This window comes from Leminorella richardii (genome assembly GCF_900478135.1).
GTDB lineage: Bacteria > Pseudomonadota > Gammaproteobacteria > Enterobacterales > Enterobacteriaceae > Leminorella > Leminorella richardii.
Map to the genome: position 1 here is coordinate 2,618,780 of NZ_LS483470.1, position 16,590 is coordinate 2,635,369.

The 16,590-nt window shown below is 53.3% G+C and carries 16 protein-coding genes; 6 read left to right on the forward strand and 10 right to left on the reverse strand.

Annotated features, from left to right (window positions below; translation table 11 throughout):
• Positions 1 to 102: 102 nt before the first annotated feature.
• The 5 genes from DQM29_RS12055 to DQM29_RS12075 all read right to left on the reverse strand — a co-directional run bounded on the left by DQM29_RS12055 (position 103) and on the right by DQM29_RS12075 (position 4,495).
• Positions 103 to 699 carry a HutD/Ves family protein gene (locus DQM29_RS12055; RefSeq protein ID WP_111740918.1) on the reverse strand — a complete coding sequence of 199 codons (597 nt, stop codon included), beginning with the start codon at positions 697 to 699 and terminating at the stop codon, positions 103 to 105.
• On the reverse strand, positions 696 to 1,436 hold the full coding sequence (gene hutC, locus DQM29_RS12060; RefSeq protein WP_197708867.1) for a histidine utilization repressor: 741 nt from the start codon (positions 1,434 to 1,436) through the stop codon (positions 696 to 698). The genes DQM29_RS12055 and hutC overlap by 4 nt, the downstream gene beginning before the upstream one ends.
• Positions 1,437 to 1,553: 117 nt before the next feature.
• Positions 1,554 to 2,540 carry a formimidoylglutamase gene (hutG, locus tag DQM29_RS12065; protein ID WP_111740920.1) on the reverse strand — a complete coding sequence of 329 codons (987 nt, stop codon included), beginning with the start codon at positions 2,538 to 2,540 and terminating at the stop codon, positions 1,554 to 1,556.
• Positions 2,537 to 3,796 (reverse strand): imidazolonepropionase, encoded by a 1,260-nt coding sequence (gene hutI, locus DQM29_RS12070; RefSeq protein ID WP_111740921.1) that lies wholly within the window; start codon positions 3,794 to 3,796, stop codon positions 2,537 to 2,539. The genes hutG and hutI overlap by 4 nt, the downstream gene beginning before the upstream one ends.
• 177 nt (positions 3,797 to 3,973) lie before the next feature.
• Entirely contained in the window at positions 3,974 to 4,495 is a 522-nt protein-coding gene (locus DQM29_RS12075) for an anaerobic C4-dicarboxylate transporter family protein (protein ID WP_232054909.1), read from the reverse strand.
• Positions 4,496 to 4,583: 88 nt separating this feature from the next.
• Between DQM29_RS12075 and DQM29_RS12080 the strand changes: the two genes are divergently transcribed.
• Complete coding sequence (locus DQM29_RS12080) at positions 4,584 to 5,033, forward strand: AAA-type ATPase lid domain-containing protein (RefSeq protein WP_145960366.1); 450 nt, start codon at positions 4,584 to 4,586, stop codon at positions 5,031 to 5,033.
• 18 nt (positions 5,034 to 5,051) lie between these two features.
• On the opposite strand, the gene DQM29_RS12085 is transcribed toward DQM29_RS12080, so the two are convergent.
• Both DQM29_RS12085 and DQM29_RS12090 read right to left on the reverse strand, forming a co-directional pair.
• Positions 5,052 to 5,678 carry a response regulator transcription factor gene (locus tag DQM29_RS12085; RefSeq protein ID WP_111740924.1) on the reverse strand — a complete coding sequence of 209 codons (627 nt, stop codon included), beginning with the start codon at positions 5,676 to 5,678 and terminating at the stop codon, positions 5,052 to 5,054.
• Positions 5,675 to 7,486, reverse strand: a complete 1,812-nt coding sequence (locus tag DQM29_RS12090; RefSeq protein WP_232054910.1) for a sensor histidine kinase — start codon at positions 7,484 to 7,486, stop codon at positions 5,675 to 5,677. The genes DQM29_RS12085 and DQM29_RS12090 overlap by 4 nt, the downstream gene beginning before the upstream one ends.
• Positions 7,487 to 7,668: 182 nt before the next feature.
• Here DQM29_RS12090 and DQM29_RS12095 point away from each other — a divergent pair, with 182 nt between their 5' ends.
• From DQM29_RS12095 to DQM29_RS12115, 5 genes are all read left to right on the forward strand, one after another.
• A complete protein-coding gene (locus tag DQM29_RS12095; RefSeq protein ID WP_111740925.1) occupies positions 7,669 to 9,261 on the forward strand; it encodes an FAD-dependent oxidoreductase in 1,593 nt (530 codons plus the stop codon).
• Between the two features lie 13 nt (positions 9,262 to 9,274).
• Positions 9,275 to 9,697, forward strand: coding sequence for a cytochrome c3 family protein (locus DQM29_RS12100; protein ID WP_111740926.1), 423 nt, complete (start codon positions 9,275 to 9,277; stop codon positions 9,695 to 9,697).
• A 15-nt stretch (positions 9,698 to 9,712) separates the two neighbouring features.
• A complete protein-coding gene (locus tag DQM29_RS12105) occupies positions 9,713 to 10,300 on the forward strand; it encodes a cytochrome c3 family protein (protein ID WP_111740927.1) in 588 nt (195 codons plus the stop codon).
• A gap of 262 nt (positions 10,301 to 10,562) precedes the next feature.
• The gene (locus DQM29_RS12110) at positions 10,563 to 11,306 is read left to right on the forward strand and encodes a sulfite exporter TauE/SafE family protein (RefSeq protein ID WP_111740928.1); all 744 of its coding nucleotides are present in this window, start codon (positions 10,563 to 10,565) and stop codon (positions 11,304 to 11,306) included.
• A 207-nt stretch (positions 11,307 to 11,513) separates the two neighbouring features.
• Positions 11,514 to 13,895, forward strand: coding sequence for an autotransporter outer membrane beta-barrel domain-containing protein (locus tag DQM29_RS12115; protein WP_145960367.1), 2,382 nt, complete (start codon positions 11,514 to 11,516; stop codon positions 13,893 to 13,895).
• Between the two features lie 139 nt (positions 13,896 to 14,034).
• Here the strand turns inward: DQM29_RS12115 and DQM29_RS12120 are convergent, their stop codons facing one another.
• Genes DQM29_RS12120 through DQM29_RS12130 form a run of 3 tightly spaced genes read right to left on the reverse strand, consistent with a single transcriptional unit; the run spans position 14,035 to position 16,563 of the window.
• Complete coding sequence (locus DQM29_RS12120; protein WP_170126527.1) at positions 14,035 to 14,274, reverse strand: acyl carrier protein; 240 nt, start codon at positions 14,272 to 14,274, stop codon at positions 14,035 to 14,037.
• Position 14,275: 1 nt separating this feature from the next.
• Complete coding sequence (locus DQM29_RS12125; RefSeq protein ID WP_111740931.1) at positions 14,276 to 15,985, reverse strand: AMP-binding protein; 1,710 nt, start codon at positions 15,983 to 15,985, stop codon at positions 14,276 to 14,278.
• Between the two features lie 14 nt (positions 15,986 to 15,999).
• Entirely contained in the window at positions 16,000 to 16,563 is a 564-nt protein-coding gene (locus DQM29_RS12130) for a GNAT family N-acetyltransferase (protein WP_111740932.1), read from the reverse strand.
• Positions 16,564 to 16,590: the final 27 nt, after the last annotated feature.

A 16,590-nucleotide genomic window follows, 5' to 3' on the forward strand; every position in this document is an offset into this window, starting at 1 on the left:
TTTCAGCTGTGACTGTTTTCTTAAAAAATAGGGCAAAAAAATTGGTTAATTTTGCGGCGCACATCACAAAAAATTAAACAATTAATTAACATAAATGAGACGCTAGGCGACCTTATTCCGAGACCGAAGCTCAACTATGGCCCAGTAGCCTTCGGCATAAAGGCTGAAAGAAGAGAAAGAAGCACCGTTTTGCAGCAGCGCGCAGTCATAGCGCCCTAAAGAAAGCGAAGGAGAGTCGGATAAATCAATGTCTAGCCTGTCCCCAGCGGAAAAAATCAGCAACACGTCGGCATAGCAGTCCAGCGTTTGAGGTTCAGCAGCACCCGCGCGCCAGCTCAGCTGCGCCTCGTACTCTTCCGACCGATAGATAAGGTTAAAGTCTAACAGGGGGCCGTCAATCAGCTGACTGTCTACTTGGCTATCACCGGAAAACGCCACCGATTCAAACTGCCGTAAAGAAACAGGTGGCGCATCGTCAATGTGCAGCCGCATTCCCCCACCGCTCAGCACAGAGAGCAGACGATGATAGCCGGAGTAAGTTGAAAATGCGCCCGACTGGCTAACAGTCGCCATCGAGAGCCGCCACTGGAAATCATTGCCATCTTCAGGATAGCGCACAATTTCACGGGTGGTTCCTGCGCCGTTTTTCCAACGCATTTCCCGGTAGTCGCCGTAGCGCAATATCTGCCATTGATTCATGACATAAAGTGCCCTTTCAGGCGGTGGCGTGAACCGGGATAGAGCAGGCGCGCATAGCTGACGTTATGCTGCTTTGACCAGGTTCGGCGGCAAATCAGCAGGCAGGGTTCGTGAGGTGCCAGCCGCAGCCACTTGCTCTGCTGAGTTGAGGCGGAAACCGCTTCGACAATATGTTCCCCTTCTGTCAGCGGAGCCAGCCGGTTAAGGTAGATATTCGGCGTGATCAGAGTGAAGTCCTGCTGTAAATATTCAGGAGCGATAGCCGGATTCACGTAGCGATCTTCAATCTGGATTGGCACATCGTTTTCATAGTGAATGATGGTGGAGTGAAAAATCGTACTGCCGAGAGACATGTTTAGCGCCGCCGACTGCTCTCGGTCGGCGATGCACTCTTCAAGCAGCATCACGTCGCTGCGGTGCTGATGGTGTCTGGCGAGGATCTCGTCGGCAATATTCTGAATTTCCAACAGTGAAGACTGCCTTTTAGGTTCGGCAACAAAGGTTCCTACGCCCTGCATTCTCACCAGCAGCCCTTCGGCGGTCAGTTCGCGCAGCGCGCGGTTGATCGTCATACGGCTAAAGCCGAGCTGCTGAACCAGCTCTGTTTCCGAGGGTACGCGGTCGTTCGGACGCCACTCGCCGCAGAGGATTTTATCCGCCACCATCGCCTTGACGCGTGCGTAGATCGGAAGCGGGCCGAGCTGCTTTAATGCGAGTTTTCGTTCTGGTGGTGTCATCGCCAGAGTTCCTGTTTCGGTTGTCATGCAGTCGCGGTAGCGAAACCTGCTTTACCCCAATTCTAGTGACAGTTGCTCAGTATGTATAGCCAGCCTCATTGAGCAAACAGCATCAAACTATCTCGATGCAGACGAACCTAAAGCCTTATGCTGCCAGTCGTGTAGCAGCTGCCAGATAATTCTCCCCGCCACCCGGGCACCAAGCTGCTGGGTATCAAACTGAGGGTTGTACTCCACCAGATCGACTGCCCGCAGCCTGTCGTGTCGACAAACGCCTTTTAGCAACGGCAGCAGGTTTTCTATCGGCAGGCCGTAGGCCGCCGGTGCCGACACGCCGGGCATCTGCCAGCCGGGCAACACGTCGAGATCGAGCGTCAGATAGATCGCGTCGCAGCGTTCAATAAAAGCGTCAATCTGGTGAGCCACTTCCGCTAGCCGAGAGGTATGGCAGTCGCTGTCCCAGACAACTTCAACCCCTAGACGCTGGGCTTCTGACACCAGGGCTTGGGTATTGGCGGCAAGGCTTGCGCCCACGCACAGATAGTGAAAAGGCCTGTTCTGCTGCTGACAGTAGTCAGCTAGCTGCCTAAACGGAGTGCCGGACGTCGCACGGCTGCTGGCGCGTAAGTCCAGATGGGCGTCAAAGTTGATAATGCCAACCCGACTCTCGGGATAAGCCTGATAGATGCCCATGCCGTGAGCAAACGCCGTTTCGTGCCCGCCGCCGAGCACCAATGTACATCGCCCCCTTTGCTGGCAGGCCTGAACTTTGCTGCTTAATGCCTGCTGAGCCTGCTCTAACTGGTCGTCTTCTACGTAAAGCGTGCCTATGTCAATCAGGTCGTCATGCCCTCGGTGGCTGGCCAAGTTAGCCAGCGCCCGGCGCAGCGCATCCGGTGCGGCAGCGGCTCCCGCGCGTCCCTGATTGCGCCGAACCCCTTCGTCGCAGGCAAAGCCCAGCATCACTACCGACTGTGAAATGGCATCGAGCCGATCGTAATGGCCCTGTGCGACGGTTTGAAACACTCTCAGAGCGTTATCTGCTTCCGCCAGATCGTTACGCCCCTGCCAGACCTCAGGATCGGTCACTGCCCAACGGCTCATGGTTGCCCTCCGGTCAATGTGGCACTGTCGTGGCTCACTTCACCGCGAAATACCCGCTGAGACACAAGATTTCGCCCTAACTCATAGACGATATCCACGGGCTGTTCCGCCTCCCAGACGATAAAGTCTGCGTAAAATCCGGCGGCAAGCTGCCCGTGGGTATTCTGTCGATTCAGCGCTTGAGCGGCGTGGCGCGTTACGCCAGCCCACGCCTCTTCCACGGTCAGGCCGAACTGTACGCAGGCCATATTCATCGCTAGGCGCAGGGAGGCAAATGGGCTAGTGCCGGGATTAAAGTCGCTGGCAACCGCCATCGGTACTCGATAGCGACGCAGTAAATCAACCGGAGGAACGCGCTTTTCCTTCAAAAAATAGAACGCCCCCGGCAGCAGAACCGCCACGGTGCTTTGCTGACTCAGCGCGGCGATGCCCGCTTCATCGAGATACTCAATGTGATCCACTGACAGGCCGCCGTGTCGAGCCACCAGCTCGCTGCCGCCAATATTAGACATCTGCTCCACGTGGCCGCGAACGGGGATCTGTAAACGTGCGGCAGCGTTAAACAGCCGCTCGCTCTGCGCCAGCGAAAAACCCACGCTCTCACAGAAAACGTCAACGGATTCGAACAGCCCTTTCTCCCACAGCTGCGGCATGATGGTTTGGCAAATCAGGTCGATATAGGTATCGGGATTATCGCGGTATTCCGGCGGGGTGGTGTGGGCAGAGAGCAGCGTCGGGCTAATGTCTACCGGATATCGCTCGCCAAGCCGTTGAGCCACCCGCAGCTGCTTTTCTTCACTGGCGAGATCCAAACCGTAGCCTGACTTGATTTCCAGCGTCGTGACGCCCTCGCTTATCAGTGCCTTCAATCGCTGCTCGCTGATAGCCAACAGCTGCTGCTCGCTTTCAAGGCGCGTCGCCCGAACCGTGGCGTTAATGCCTCCTCCCTGCTGACTCAGCTCGGCGTAAGAAACGCCGTTTAGCCGCTGTTCCCACTCGTTCGCCCGGTTGCCGCCGAATACCAGATGCGTGTGACAATCTATAAGCCCCGGCGTAATCAGTCTGCCGGCAACATCGATCGCCGTTAGCCCTTTATCATCGACAGCACCGCGAGGCACCACAGCCTGGATCTTCTCTCCTCTGACGATCAGATCGTAGCCATCCAATATCCCATAAGGGTTTTTGCCATTTTCAACCATCGTTGCCAGACGCGCGTTACGCCAGATAACGTCTGAAGCCTCTCGCTCAGCTGCCATATTTTTTCTCCCACACAGGTTGTATATACAATTAGCTCACCGTTGTGGATCCTGTCAATATTATTGATACGGGCGATGAGAGAGGAGCGAGTAAGCAAACGAGAGTCAAGAAGTGTCTTCAGAGGCAGGATGCACGTCAATCAAAGCGCCCGATGATGACCACCGGGCGCCGCAGGATCAAAAGACTATTTGCGCCAAAAAGTAGCCGACCACCAGCGACGAAGCCGTAGTGACAAATCCCGGCAGCATATAGCTGTGGTTGACAACGTATTTACCAATCTTCGTTGTTCCCGTGCGATCAAAGGCAATACAGCCAATGATTGACGCCCCGGCGGGAATCAAAAAGTATCCGCTCACTGCGGGAAACATGGCGACTAAAATCGCTGGGGAGATGCCAATCGACAGCCCCAGCGGCATCAGCGCCGTGACCGTTGCTCCTTGGCTAAACAGCACCGCAGAGATCAGGAAAAGCACCAGCGCAAACAGGAACGGCATTTGCTGCAAAAGCTCAGAGAACACTTCGAAGAATACCGGCGTGTAGGCTTGAAAAAACGATCCCGTTAGCCAGCTAATGCCAAAAACGGATATCACCCCTGTCATGCCCGATGAAAATACCAAGCCGGACACCGCCTTGCCGGGCTTTGCTTTACCAAACAGCATGATAAAGCAGGCTGTCGCCAGCATAACCATCTGGATCATGTGCGGAATAGACAGCCGCGAAACCTTGCCGTTAACCTCCCACTGCGGCAGCAGCTGATTTCGATCCGACCTCTTTTATCGTTTAAACGTGGTGGAAATCAAGCTGCCGCCGCTGAGGGAGCGCCAGGAAGATATCCCGCTTATGCTGGAAAAATTCATCGCTATTCAGGCGCAGAAAAATGCGCTGCCTATCAAGAAAGTCCATCCAGAACTGTTAGCCTTTTTACAGTCCTACTGCTGGCCGGGAAATATCCGTGAGCTGATGAACGTCGTCGAGTGTCTGATGATTTCCAGCGAGCATCCGAACTGGCTGACTCTTGACGACCTGCCGACGCATATCACAACAGCCTGTACTTCGGGCAGTTTTACGGCCGCTCCGGCAGATCTCAATCTTAAGCAAGCCGTTGAACATTTGGAGAGGTCGTTTATTCTTGACGCACTGCGCCGCACGGGCAATAACCGCGTGAAGGCAGCAGCGCTGCTGAACATTCCGCGCGTAACGCTGTATAAAAAAATTCACGACTACAGTCTGGAATAGGTAAGCACCGCGTTCGGGCTATTCCACCAGCGAGATGTTGACATCCATATACTTTGAGAAGTCGTGTGCCAGCTGAATCGGCGAGTCGCTGTCCATTTTTTTCATCATGTTATGACGATGAATTTCTACCGTGCGCAAAGCCAGACAGAGACGGTCGGCGATAACCTTATTGGGGTGGCCTTCCAGCACCAGCGTTAGAATCTGCTTCTCCCGCTCGGTCAGCTGATTCCAGGCGCTTTTCAGTCGACTATGCTGCTCAAACCAGGTGAATTTCTCCTGACTGTTTAGCAGCGCCTGCCGGATAACCCTGAGCAGTTCATCAACGTCAACGGGCTTTTCCATCAGGTCAAACGCGCCGTTTTTAAAAATTTTGCTGGCCGTTGGTACATCAGCATGGCCGGTCAAAAAAATAACGCTGAGCACGTTATCCTGCCGCAGTAGCTGCTCCTGCAGCTCTACCCCCGTCATGCCCGGCATGCAGATATCCAACAGAACGCAGCCGGACTGAGTCACGTCAACCTGCTGCAAAAAATCATCCGCTGACGAGAAGCTGACTAGCGTAATGCCCACCGCCTCAAGCAGCCAGGTCAGTGAGTCGCGAATAGCGGGATCGTCATCAACCAAATAGACATTCGTTAAAGTCATACCCTATCCTCGCGTTTTAGCGGCAGCGTAAAGCAGATACAGGCGCCAATCGGCTGTTCCTCAGCCCAAATGCGCCCGCGGTGGGCTTCAATAATGCGTTTGCAAATCACCATGCCTAAACCAAGGCCGTCGTCTTTGCTGGTGACAAAGGGCACAAACAGCCGCCCTCTTTGCGTGTCCGTCAGGCCAATTCCGCTATCGCGAATTTTTAACGTCACATCATCAGAAGATGGAATCAGCTCAAAGGTCAATTGAGGCTGGTCAGCGGCAGGCGCCCGGAGCCGAATGGCCTCCAGTCCGTTGCGAATAAGATTAACCAAAACCTGCTGAATCAGGATCTCGTCGGCAATAACAGTGACCTTCGGTGATTCAGGCACTGTCACCTTAATGCCCGCGCGCTTGAGATCGCTGGAGAACAGCGCCAGCGCGTTGGTAATAATGTGGTTTAAACAAATCTCGTCCTGCTTTTCCGGGTGCCGTTTAATAAAGAACCTGACGTGCTGAATCACCTTTTTGGCATTGGCCGTTTGCTGGATAGCCAGCTCGAGAGCGTTATCCAGCGCGGCGATGTCCAACGGCTGCTGCTGTAGCCGCATTCTGCATCCAACAACGTAGTTGTTAATCGCCATCAGCGGCTGATTCAGTTCATGAGCCATGCCCGCGGCCATTTCCCCTGACAGTAAAATCCGCTGCGCTGAATAGAACTGTTCCTGCTGCGTGCGGATCCACTCGGCAGAGGCCTGATTCAGCTCCATCATCTGCTGTAGCTTACGCGTTCGGGTTTTCACCAAGTAGTTCACCCGCAGGTGATAGCCCACCAGCAGTAGCCCATATCCCAGAGCGATAAACAGCCATCCACGATACTTCTGCCACAGCACGCTCAGCTGAACGCCGTCGTCAGACAGGCCTATGTCCTGCATTAGCTCAACGACGTTTTTATCGTTAATAGGCACTGTCCATCCTCGATACTCCCCCTGAACGGTAGCGGGATCGCCGGGCTTGATAGACAGCAGCGCCTGAGCAATTTCTCTGGCCAGCTGTTCATGAACGTGCTGCATACGGGACAGCGTCCAGTGCGGGTAAAGCGGGGTTGAGCTTTGGCAGGGAAGCACTGACTGCGAGTAGGGTTTCACCACGTTAAACTGGTCGGCATTAAATCGCCCAGCCTTAATGGACTGTTCCAAAACGCACGTCGGCAGGATCGCAATGTCCGCTTCCCCTGCCGCCAGCTGCTGTAGTACGTTTTCCTGCGGCAGCCCGACAAAGCGCAGATGAGGGAAGTCTCTTGTGGGATCCAGCCCCTCATTCAGCCATTCTCGCTTAGCGATCTGAAAGCCGCCAAACGCCTGAGGCGTGGTGGCAATAATATTTTTGTCTTTTATCTCTTCCCAGCGGGACATTACCGGCGTATCTCTTCGGGCGATAACCGTAGAACCAATGGCGTAGCGGGGCTCTCCGTAGAGAGGATTCAAGCTCAGCATTCTCACTGCGTCATAGTCGTGCTGATACTGTAAAAACTTAACGCCGTTAGTAATGGCAAAATCAATAGTGCCGCTGGCAACTAGCTGGTCGATACTTTTAATATCGCCGGTAATTAAAATAAACTGGTATTGAGGAAAGCGCTGATTTAAATAATCAATCGTAGGCTGCCAGCGATAGACGCCTTTATTCGTTTCATCAAACGACAGTACACCCACGCGTATACTGTGCCGTTGAGGAAAGGTTTCTGCCTTCAGAGTAGGAGTCATAAACAAAATAATAAACAGCAATATGCCTATTACGCCTTTCAATCTGTTTAGCTGACGCACCGTGTCTCCCACTCCTACCCGCTTATTTTACCCGTTTATCCTGCCCCTACATTAGGCTCTATGGCCCACACAATATTGATATACATCAAGCGGCAGGAGGATGTGCGGTAAACCACTATAGAGGCCAAAAAGCCATTATTGCAATGTGTTGCAAGTCATCATAAATATAAAAAGGTATTCACATGGAAAACAATAAATCCAGACGTCAGTTTATCCGCCTGGGGCTGACCTCCGCCGCTGTTGCCCCTCTGGCTGCCGTTATTCCTTTTACCGCTCAGGCAGAAGACTCCCCGCTCAATATTCTCTGGGATGAAGAAATGGACGTGCTGGTACTCGGTACCGGCATGGCGGGTTTCACTGCCGCCATCAAAGCAGCGGAGACCACCCCCGGACTCAAAATCGTTCTGGCGGACAAAATGTCCCGACTGGGCGGCTCATCATTAATTTCCGGACTCAACATGGCTGTCGTCGGCTCGCCGTGGCAAAAAGAGGCGGGTGTTTTAGATGACTCGTGGGAACTGCTTTTAAAAGATATTGAAAAGGAGTCCAGAGGGTACAGCCATATCGAATTAACAAAAACCATCGCTCAGAATACCCTGTCACTGTTCAACTTCCTGTGTGACCACGGCGTGGAGTTTGACAAAACCATCGGCAACGGCACGGGCATAAAATCCCTTGGCGGCCACTCTCGCGCCCGCTGCGTCTGGCCGGTTCACGGCGGCAGCGGAATTGTAAAAAGCCTGCAAAAATACATTCAGGAAAAGCTGCCCAACATTGACATCCGCAAGCAGGTGCTGCTGGAAGAGATTATTCGCAACCCGGCCGGGCGCGTGATCGGCGTTCGGGTAAGGGAAAACTACGTCTTTAACCGCGAGGTCAAAGACTTCGGCCTGAATGACAGTCCAGAATTTAACAGCACTGGCAATACCCGCTACTACAAGGTTAAGCGCGGTCTGGTCATCGCCACGGGCGGCTACAATCAGGATCGCAAATTTCGCGGCGATGAAGTCGGCGCCCTGTACAACTCCGTTTCAACCGCCAACCCCGGCGCAACGGCCGGTGCGCTGAAAGCCATGATCAAAGCGGGCTTTAAACCGATTCATATGACGCTCTTTCGCTTTGCCTTCCCTATTCCTACCGAAGACATTCTCTGGGGTATTTTGGTGAATCCGCGAACCTGTCAGCGCTTTGTGGACGAATACAACAATAACGACCGTCAAGGGCTGGGGCTGAAGATCCTGTCTGAACGCATGAAGATAGACGGCGAGCAGATTATCCTGATTTACGACCAGACCGGCGTGGACAACTATCACGACAAGCAGCGCTTGACGCTCTCTCTTGAAGGCAAAAACGGCACCGAAGGCACCATGTGGAAATTTGACACACTGGAAGCGCTGGCGGCCAACTTCAATATGGATATAGCTGAATTAAACAAAACCATCGCCGAATACAACCAAAACATGGAGAACGACAAAGACCAGTTCGGCAAACCCAAAGAACTCATGAAAACCTCAACGTCTATTGGTAAAGCGCCCTACTACGCTATGTGGCTCAACCCTCGCTACAACTACAGTCAGGGCGGCGCCATGATCAATACCGAAGCTCGCCCTCTCGATATTGTCACACAGCAACCGATCCCCGGCGCATTCGTGTGTGGCGAAGCCTCGGCAGGAAGCTATGGATATATTCGCTTAACCGCCTGCGGCAGCCTTGACTGCGGCGTTTTCGGCATGATTGCCGGAGAAAACGCCGGAAAAGAAACGCCTTGGGAATAAGTGAGATATCAATATGAAAACATTATCTTTTGTACTGGCTTTGCTATACGCCCTCTTCTCCCCTTCGGCGCTGTCCGAACCGGTGAAAGAGGCTGCTGCCCCACAGCAAAGCGCCGTCAGCCATGCGCAAACAACGCATCCGCTCAAGGCACATCATCAGAAGCTGAACCTGCCCTGTTCTGCCTGCCACAAAGAGCAGGAGGTCTCCGAGTATAAACCGTTAGCCACCAAGGACTGCCTGACTTGTCACGGTAGTGCAGAAAAAGTGGCGAAGCGCACTGGGTTTATGGACGTCAACCAAACCAACCCTCACCGCTCTCTGCACGACGGGCTGGACTTAGACTGCTATGAATGCCACGCCGAGCACAAGCCGTCGAGCAATCTGTGCGAGACCTGCCACGACAACACGCGCGACTGGTTTGGACCTACGCCATAAGAAAGGAAAAGCAATATGAGTAGAATACGTTTTATTTTCTTACTTGCCTGCGTAACCGCTCTGATGGGATTGGGTATCAGCCTGCTCGGCGCCGAGGTAGTCAAGAAAACGGGTGATGAAGCCTTTTGCGGCAGCTGCCATGATATGCAGCCGATGGTCAAAACCTTTCAGCAGGATACCCACGGCGGCAACAACGCGCACGGCTTCACCGCCGAGTGTGTGGACTGCCACCTTCCCCACAACAGCACGCTGGGATATCTGGTTTCAAAAGGCAGCCAGGGCGCTAACGATGTGTTTAAAACGGTCTTTACCGATACGTCAAAGATAGACTGGCTCGCCCACCGTAAACAGAGAGAAGAGTTCGTTTATGATTCCGGCTGCCTGAAGTGCCACAGCAAGCTGTTAGACAAAACAGCGGCCAGCAATCCCAAGTCGCTGGAAATGCACCAGCACTACAAAGAGATGCAGAAAAGCGAAACGCCGCTTAAGTGTGCTTCCTGCCACGTCACCGTGGGTCACAACGGCGCGCTGCGAGGGGAGTTAAACCAAACGCATCCTGAATATAAGTTCTTAGAAGAGCGGCTTGGCGCTAAAAAAGAGTAGCAATTGCTTTGCTATCCCCGCCCCCGCCAGAGAGAAAGTCTGGCGGGGCTTTTATTTCAGCCCTAAAAAGCGGGAAGAAAATAAGGGTATCTGCTAACGTACTATTATCTTAAAATGTGTGACTAGCGCTAACAAACAGCGCTAGTCTTTTGTTTCTTTTAACAGAATACAACCGCAGCTCACTCGAGGGTCGTCCAGCGGGAGCTCCGCCACCGCCGCGCTGAGCGCACTATGTCTTAAAAAACCATATAGGTGATATCACGTGTCACTCGAGCTGATTCTGTTCTTACTCGCAGGCGCCGCCGCTGGCGGCTTTATCAACGGCTTGGCCGGTTTCGGCACTGCGCTACTGTCATTGGGGATCTGGCTACAGGTGCTGCCGCCCTGGCAGGCCGTCGCCATTGTGGCGGCGATGTCCGTCGCCAGCGGAGTTCAGTGCCTGTGGCTGGTTCGCCGCGACTTGGTTCAGGGAGCAAGACGACTGCCGCGATTTCTGTTACCCGCGCTGATTGGTCTGCCTCTCGGCACCCTCGCGTTAAGCAGCATAAGCGCTACCGTCTTAAAACTCACCATTGCCGGATTTATGCTGCTTTACGGCGTGTTTTTCACCTTTCGTAAATCGCTCCCTCAGCTAGACCGCCCCAAACCGGTGATTGATGCGCTAATCGGATTTTCCGGTGGTGTGCTTGGCGGCGCGGCGTCCCTTTCCGGCGTCCTGCCTACTATGTGGTGCGCCATGCAGCCGTGGACAAAGAATGAAACCAGCGCTGTTCTTCGCCCCTATAACGTCCTGATTTTAGGCATTGCTGTTGCCCTCTTTGCCTGGAATGGCTACTACACGGGAGAAACCCTGCTCCTCATGGCTATTGCGCTTCCCGCCACGCTGATCTTTTCACAAATAGGCATGGCGGTCTTTCGGCGGCTCACCGATAACCAGTTTCGTCGGCTGCTGGTTTGGCTTCTATTTGCCTCAGGGCTATTGCTTACCCTGCGTGAGCTGGCTTAATAACAGCAGAGTTCCGAATAAGTTGAAATAGAAGGGATAAATTGAATCTCATCGAACATCAATAACAATCAATAACAATCAATAAAAAAGTAACTTCAATTATAATAAGCCATATAATAACGGTGTGATATCTTATTTATTAGAAAAATAAAGGAGTTGCTGATAGAATAAGCGTTGCTTTTTTACACCATTAAAAAGGACTTTATTTTGAAGAACTACACGCTCTCAAACCGCTTTTTACTTCTTGCCAGTCTAGGACTGGCCGCATCGTTTAGCGCTAACGCGCTCACAACGCTCGGGGATGCAGACTTTCCCTCTGCGGGCAAAAACTCCTCCGCGGACGCATTGAATATCGTAGCCAATAGCCCAGTCATTAATATCACCTCTGGTGCAGGACTAGACTCTACGACGAATCATATTGATATTAATGCCGCGAGCACTCTGACGATAAAGTCAACCGCTACCGGAAACTATAACTCGTCAACAGGTATACGCGTTGGAGCAGGCGGATTGACATCCAATAGTGATATAAACCTTGATATTAAAGACGGTCGCGGAATTTATATTATTAACAGCGGCCTTGCTCAATTTAATAAAAAAGTGGATATCCGCAATACCAGCACCTCCGCCAACAGCTTTATCGGCATTATGGCCTACACCACTAGCAGTAACGGCGGTTCAGCCACTTTTGCCGACGAAGTCAGCATTACCTCAACGGGAAATGACAGCTACGGGATCGTCGCTCAAATAGGCAATAACCCGGCCGAACTTGGCGCCGATCTGACTTTTAACGGGAAAGTAACGGTAGACATGCAGGGAACCGCCTCAACGGGCGTGAATATACAGCAGCTTTCAGGAGCCAACCCTAGCGCCGGCAGCTTTATCCTGTTTAATAACGGACTCGACGTAGCCACCAGCAACGGCACTGCCGTTTCAGCAGAGCAGGAAGGCGGCATCATTACCATTAACGGCGACAGCAGCATCGTCTCCCGCAATACCAGCGGTGGCGCCTATAACGCCATTGAAGCGGTGATGGGTACGGTAAAGGTAGACGGAAAATCCACTATTGAAGGCAACATTGAGGCTATCAACACAGGCGTTGTCGACCTTAACCTTCACGCGGGCTCTAACGTTACCAGCATGATGGATAACTATAGCGTCAACGTAACGTCTCTGCCTGCGGGTTATACTCCGGGGAAAATCAACGTTGCCATGCAGACCGGCGCAGTCTGGAATATGAGCAACGATTCGTATGTCGACGTGCTGAACGGCAGCGGCACCGTGAAGTATCAAACTACCGCCGCCCCTTACGGCACGCTGTCGGTTCAGGATCTGAGCGGTTCAACAACCTTCGTGATGCGCACTGACATCGTCGGCGACGGCGCGGGCAACAATCAGGGTGACCTGCTGCGCGTGACCGGCACCTCTGCCGGTAATCATATTCTAAACGTTCTCAACAACGGCTCTGCGCAAACCAACGGTACCGAAGTGCTGACCGTGGTTGAAACCAGCGACGGTGCTGCACAATTCGCCATGACCAGCAAAGTGGAACTCGGCGGCTACCTGTACGATGTGCGCCAGAACGGCAACGACTGGGAGCTGTACGGTGCGCCTAAGCCTGTTACTCCGCCGAATCCGGGCAACCCCGATCCCGGCACGCCTAACCCAGGCCCTGAAATTACCACCACCGCCGACGCGGGCGCCAACTTCCTGAACATTGGTTACCTGATGAACTACGCAGAAAACCAAACCCTGCTTCAGCGCATGGGCGACCTGCGCCAGAACGGCGAGCGTGGTGACATGTGGCTGCGCGGCTTTGCCGGTAAGTTTGACTCCTTCTCCAGCGGCAAGCTCAGCAGCTTTGACATGAGCTACAGCGGTATGCAAATCGGTGCCGACAAGCGCATTTCTGCGGATATGCCGCTGTTTATCGGTGCTTTCCTGGGTCAAACCCACGCGAGCCCGGACTACCGCTCTGGCGACGGTACGGCGAAGTCCAGCAATGCCGGTATCTACGGTACCTATATGGCTGACAGCGGCTTCTATCTGGATGCGGTGGCCAAGTACTCCCGCGTGAAGAACAGCTTCAACGTCAAGGACAGCCAAAACGCGACCGTCGACGGCAGCGGCAGCTCTAGCGGCCTGAGCTTCTCGCTGGAATCCGGTCAGAAGTTCTCTTTCGGCACCGCCGGTCAGGGATTCTATCTTGAACCACAGGCGCAGTTTACCTATGGTCATCAGGATTCGACTTCCCTCACCGCGTCCAACGGCCTGAAAGTTGACCTAGACAGCTACCGCTCCATGACCGGCCGCGCCTCTGCGCTGTTCGGCTACGAAATGTCCGCTGGTGACAATAAGGTCAATGTCTACCTGAAAACCGGCATGGTCAGAGAGTTTGACGGCGACGTCGACTATCGCCTGAACGGTTCGAAGGAAAAGCACACCTTCAAGGGCAACTGGTGGAACAACGGCGTTGGCGTCAGCGCCCAGTTGAGCAAGCAACACGTGCTGTACCTCGATCTGGACAGCTCAACCGGCAGCAAGTTTGACCAGCGTCAGGTGAACGGCGGCTACCGCTTCTCGTTCTGATAGCTTATGGCCCGCAGGTTAAACCCTGCGGGTTCTGTCATAAAAAAATCCCTTTCATGATGAAAGGGATTTTTTATTACACGCTCTTAAAAGCCACCAAGCGATGATGAGTCGCCTGTTTGCCTAACCTTACTTAACCTTACTCCTGCCAGTTTCTTTCCAGAATTGCCGCCAGATCGGCAGCCGTTTCTAAATCCAGCCACTGAGCTGCGGGAACCTCTTTTTTCAACAGGCGCTCCACTTCCATCATCATGCTGGCGAAGGTGACGCTATCCAGGCCCGGCTTAAGCTGTTCCAGAGTGCTATCCGCCTCAATGCGATCGACAGGAACCGACAGGCAGTTGGACAGAATCGTTTTGCTTTGCTGTAAATAGTCCATCTCAGAGCGACTCCTCATCGTTATGGATAACCGTAAATTGATTGGCCAAATAGGCGCTTTTCGCCTGAGCGCGAGCCATCTTGCCGGAAGAGGTCAGCGGCAGGCGTTCGGCAATGAAAATAATTTCTGCATCAATCCCTGTTGCCCGCGCTATCGCACTCTTCATCGACTGCACCAGATGACGTAGAGCCGACAGATCCTGAGCCACTGTCGACGGAATAGAAACCAGTGCCGCCAGTCGCTCCTGCTGAGCGTCGTTCAGGCCGATAGCCGCCACGCTGCCCGCGGCTAACTGTGGGGCAGCCTGCTGTAGCATCCACTCCACGTCCTGAGCCCACAGGTTTCGGCCGCGAACGATAATCACGTCCTTTTCTCGGCCGCTGATATACAAAAGCCCCTGCGACATATAGCCGAGATCGCCGGTATACATAAAATCGTCCCGATCGAAAATGATGCTCTCACTGTCATCAATATAGCCCGTCACTACGCTGGGGCCTTTCACCCAGATTTGACCAACCATACGCTCGGGAAGGCGTTCGCCCCCTTCCGCTTCGGTAATCTTAATGTCAAAACCGGGCAGCACTCTGCCGCAGGAAACAATCGCTTTCTCCGGCGCGTCGTCTGGGGTATCTACCGCAGCGGGTGTGTCCAGATCCGATGCTGTTACTGCTAGCGTGGTCTCTGTCAGACCATAGCACGGCAGGAACGCCTTTTCCTGAAATCCAGACGGTGCGAAACAGGCAGAAAACATCGCCAGCATCTCAGCGCTTATAGCGTCGCCGCCAATACCGGCCACGCGCAGTGAAGAGAGGTCAAGACTGGGTTTGTCCTGACTTTCAGCATAGGCCTTCATCGCCAGCTGATAGCCAAAGGCAGGGGAAAAGGTAATGGCGGTTTTATGCTGACTCATCAGTTTCAGCCAGATCAGCGGATTTTGCACAAAGTGTTCCGCGCTCAAGCAGTCTACCGAGCGCTGACCGTATACCGAAGCCAATATAAAGCCCACCAGCCCCATATTGTGATGAAACGGTAGCCAGTTAAACGAGCGGTCTTCGTGCCGCAGCTTCATACCGTATTTCAACACGGCATGAATATTGGTTTCCAGATGCCGCTGATTGAGCAGCACCCCCTTCGGGTGTGTCGTTGAACCCGAGGAAAACTGGATATAGGCCGGATCTTCCGGGCTCAAAGGAGAGAGTTCCGACTCTAGCGGCTGGTGAAGGGAGGATGCCCGGGCCAGTATGTTTTCACTCACAATCAGAGGCCGAGAGAGGCGCGAGCCAATCGCGTCGGCAATATTGCGAGAGCACAGCACCCCTTTTGCGTCAGCGCTATCGAGCAGCAGATTAAGCTTCTCCGTGTAGGCCACCATGCCGCCGGGGTTCAGGCTAAACGCTACTGGACAAGGGATCAACCCCGCATACTGACAGGCAAAGAACAGGATCAAAAATTCCGGCGTGGTTTCTGCTATCAGTGCCAGCCGATCGTAGCGAGGAAAGCCCTGTTGTTTTAAGTACAGCGCAGCCCGCATGGATTCCAGCTTCAACCGCCTATAGTCAAGCACCGCCGTTAACTGGCCGGATGCATTGAAAAAGTTAAACCCCGCCTCGCCGCTGGCCGCATAGGACAACGCCTCGGTGGTGGTGTGAAAATCGCCGTGACGGATAGGAATACTGTTTAACGTCGGTGTCATGGTCAGCGCGTTTGGCATAGCCCTAGATCCCCTTATTCAGACCGAAAAGAGGAAAAAATCAGGATATCGACCCGCTCACCACTTGGCGCAAGGCACTCATCTTTCAGGGTAGCTTCCAGCACAAAGCGGGGATTCTTCACAAAGCAGAAAAGCATGCGTCGATTTTTCGCCAGGATCCGCGCCACCATTTTGTACAGATCGCGATAGAGATAAAAGTGATCCAACAGGGCGTCAATTGTCGCCCACAGTACCGCTTTCCCCGAATAGCCCGGCTCACCCACGCCTGCGGTAATATTGCCAACTTTGTGATTCAGATTAACGTCGATGGTATAAAAGCCCACCAGACGGTTACCGTTTTGCTTGTCAAAGATGCCGATAAAGTAGTTGTGTTTGTTATCAAAGCGAGCGACATACTCTGCCATTTGCTGAGGAGAAAGGTTGAGAGGCGGCAGGTTGAGCCCCTCCATCATTTCAGGGCTGTTCATCCATGTCAGAAAGGAAGCCGACACGTCGCTCGGCGTTAGGCTTCGTAATAGAAATCCGTTGGTTTCAATAAAAATCGGCACACCTGCCAGATTGGATGCCTGCTGAGTCATAGGATTTTCCCATTTTATTCATCGCTA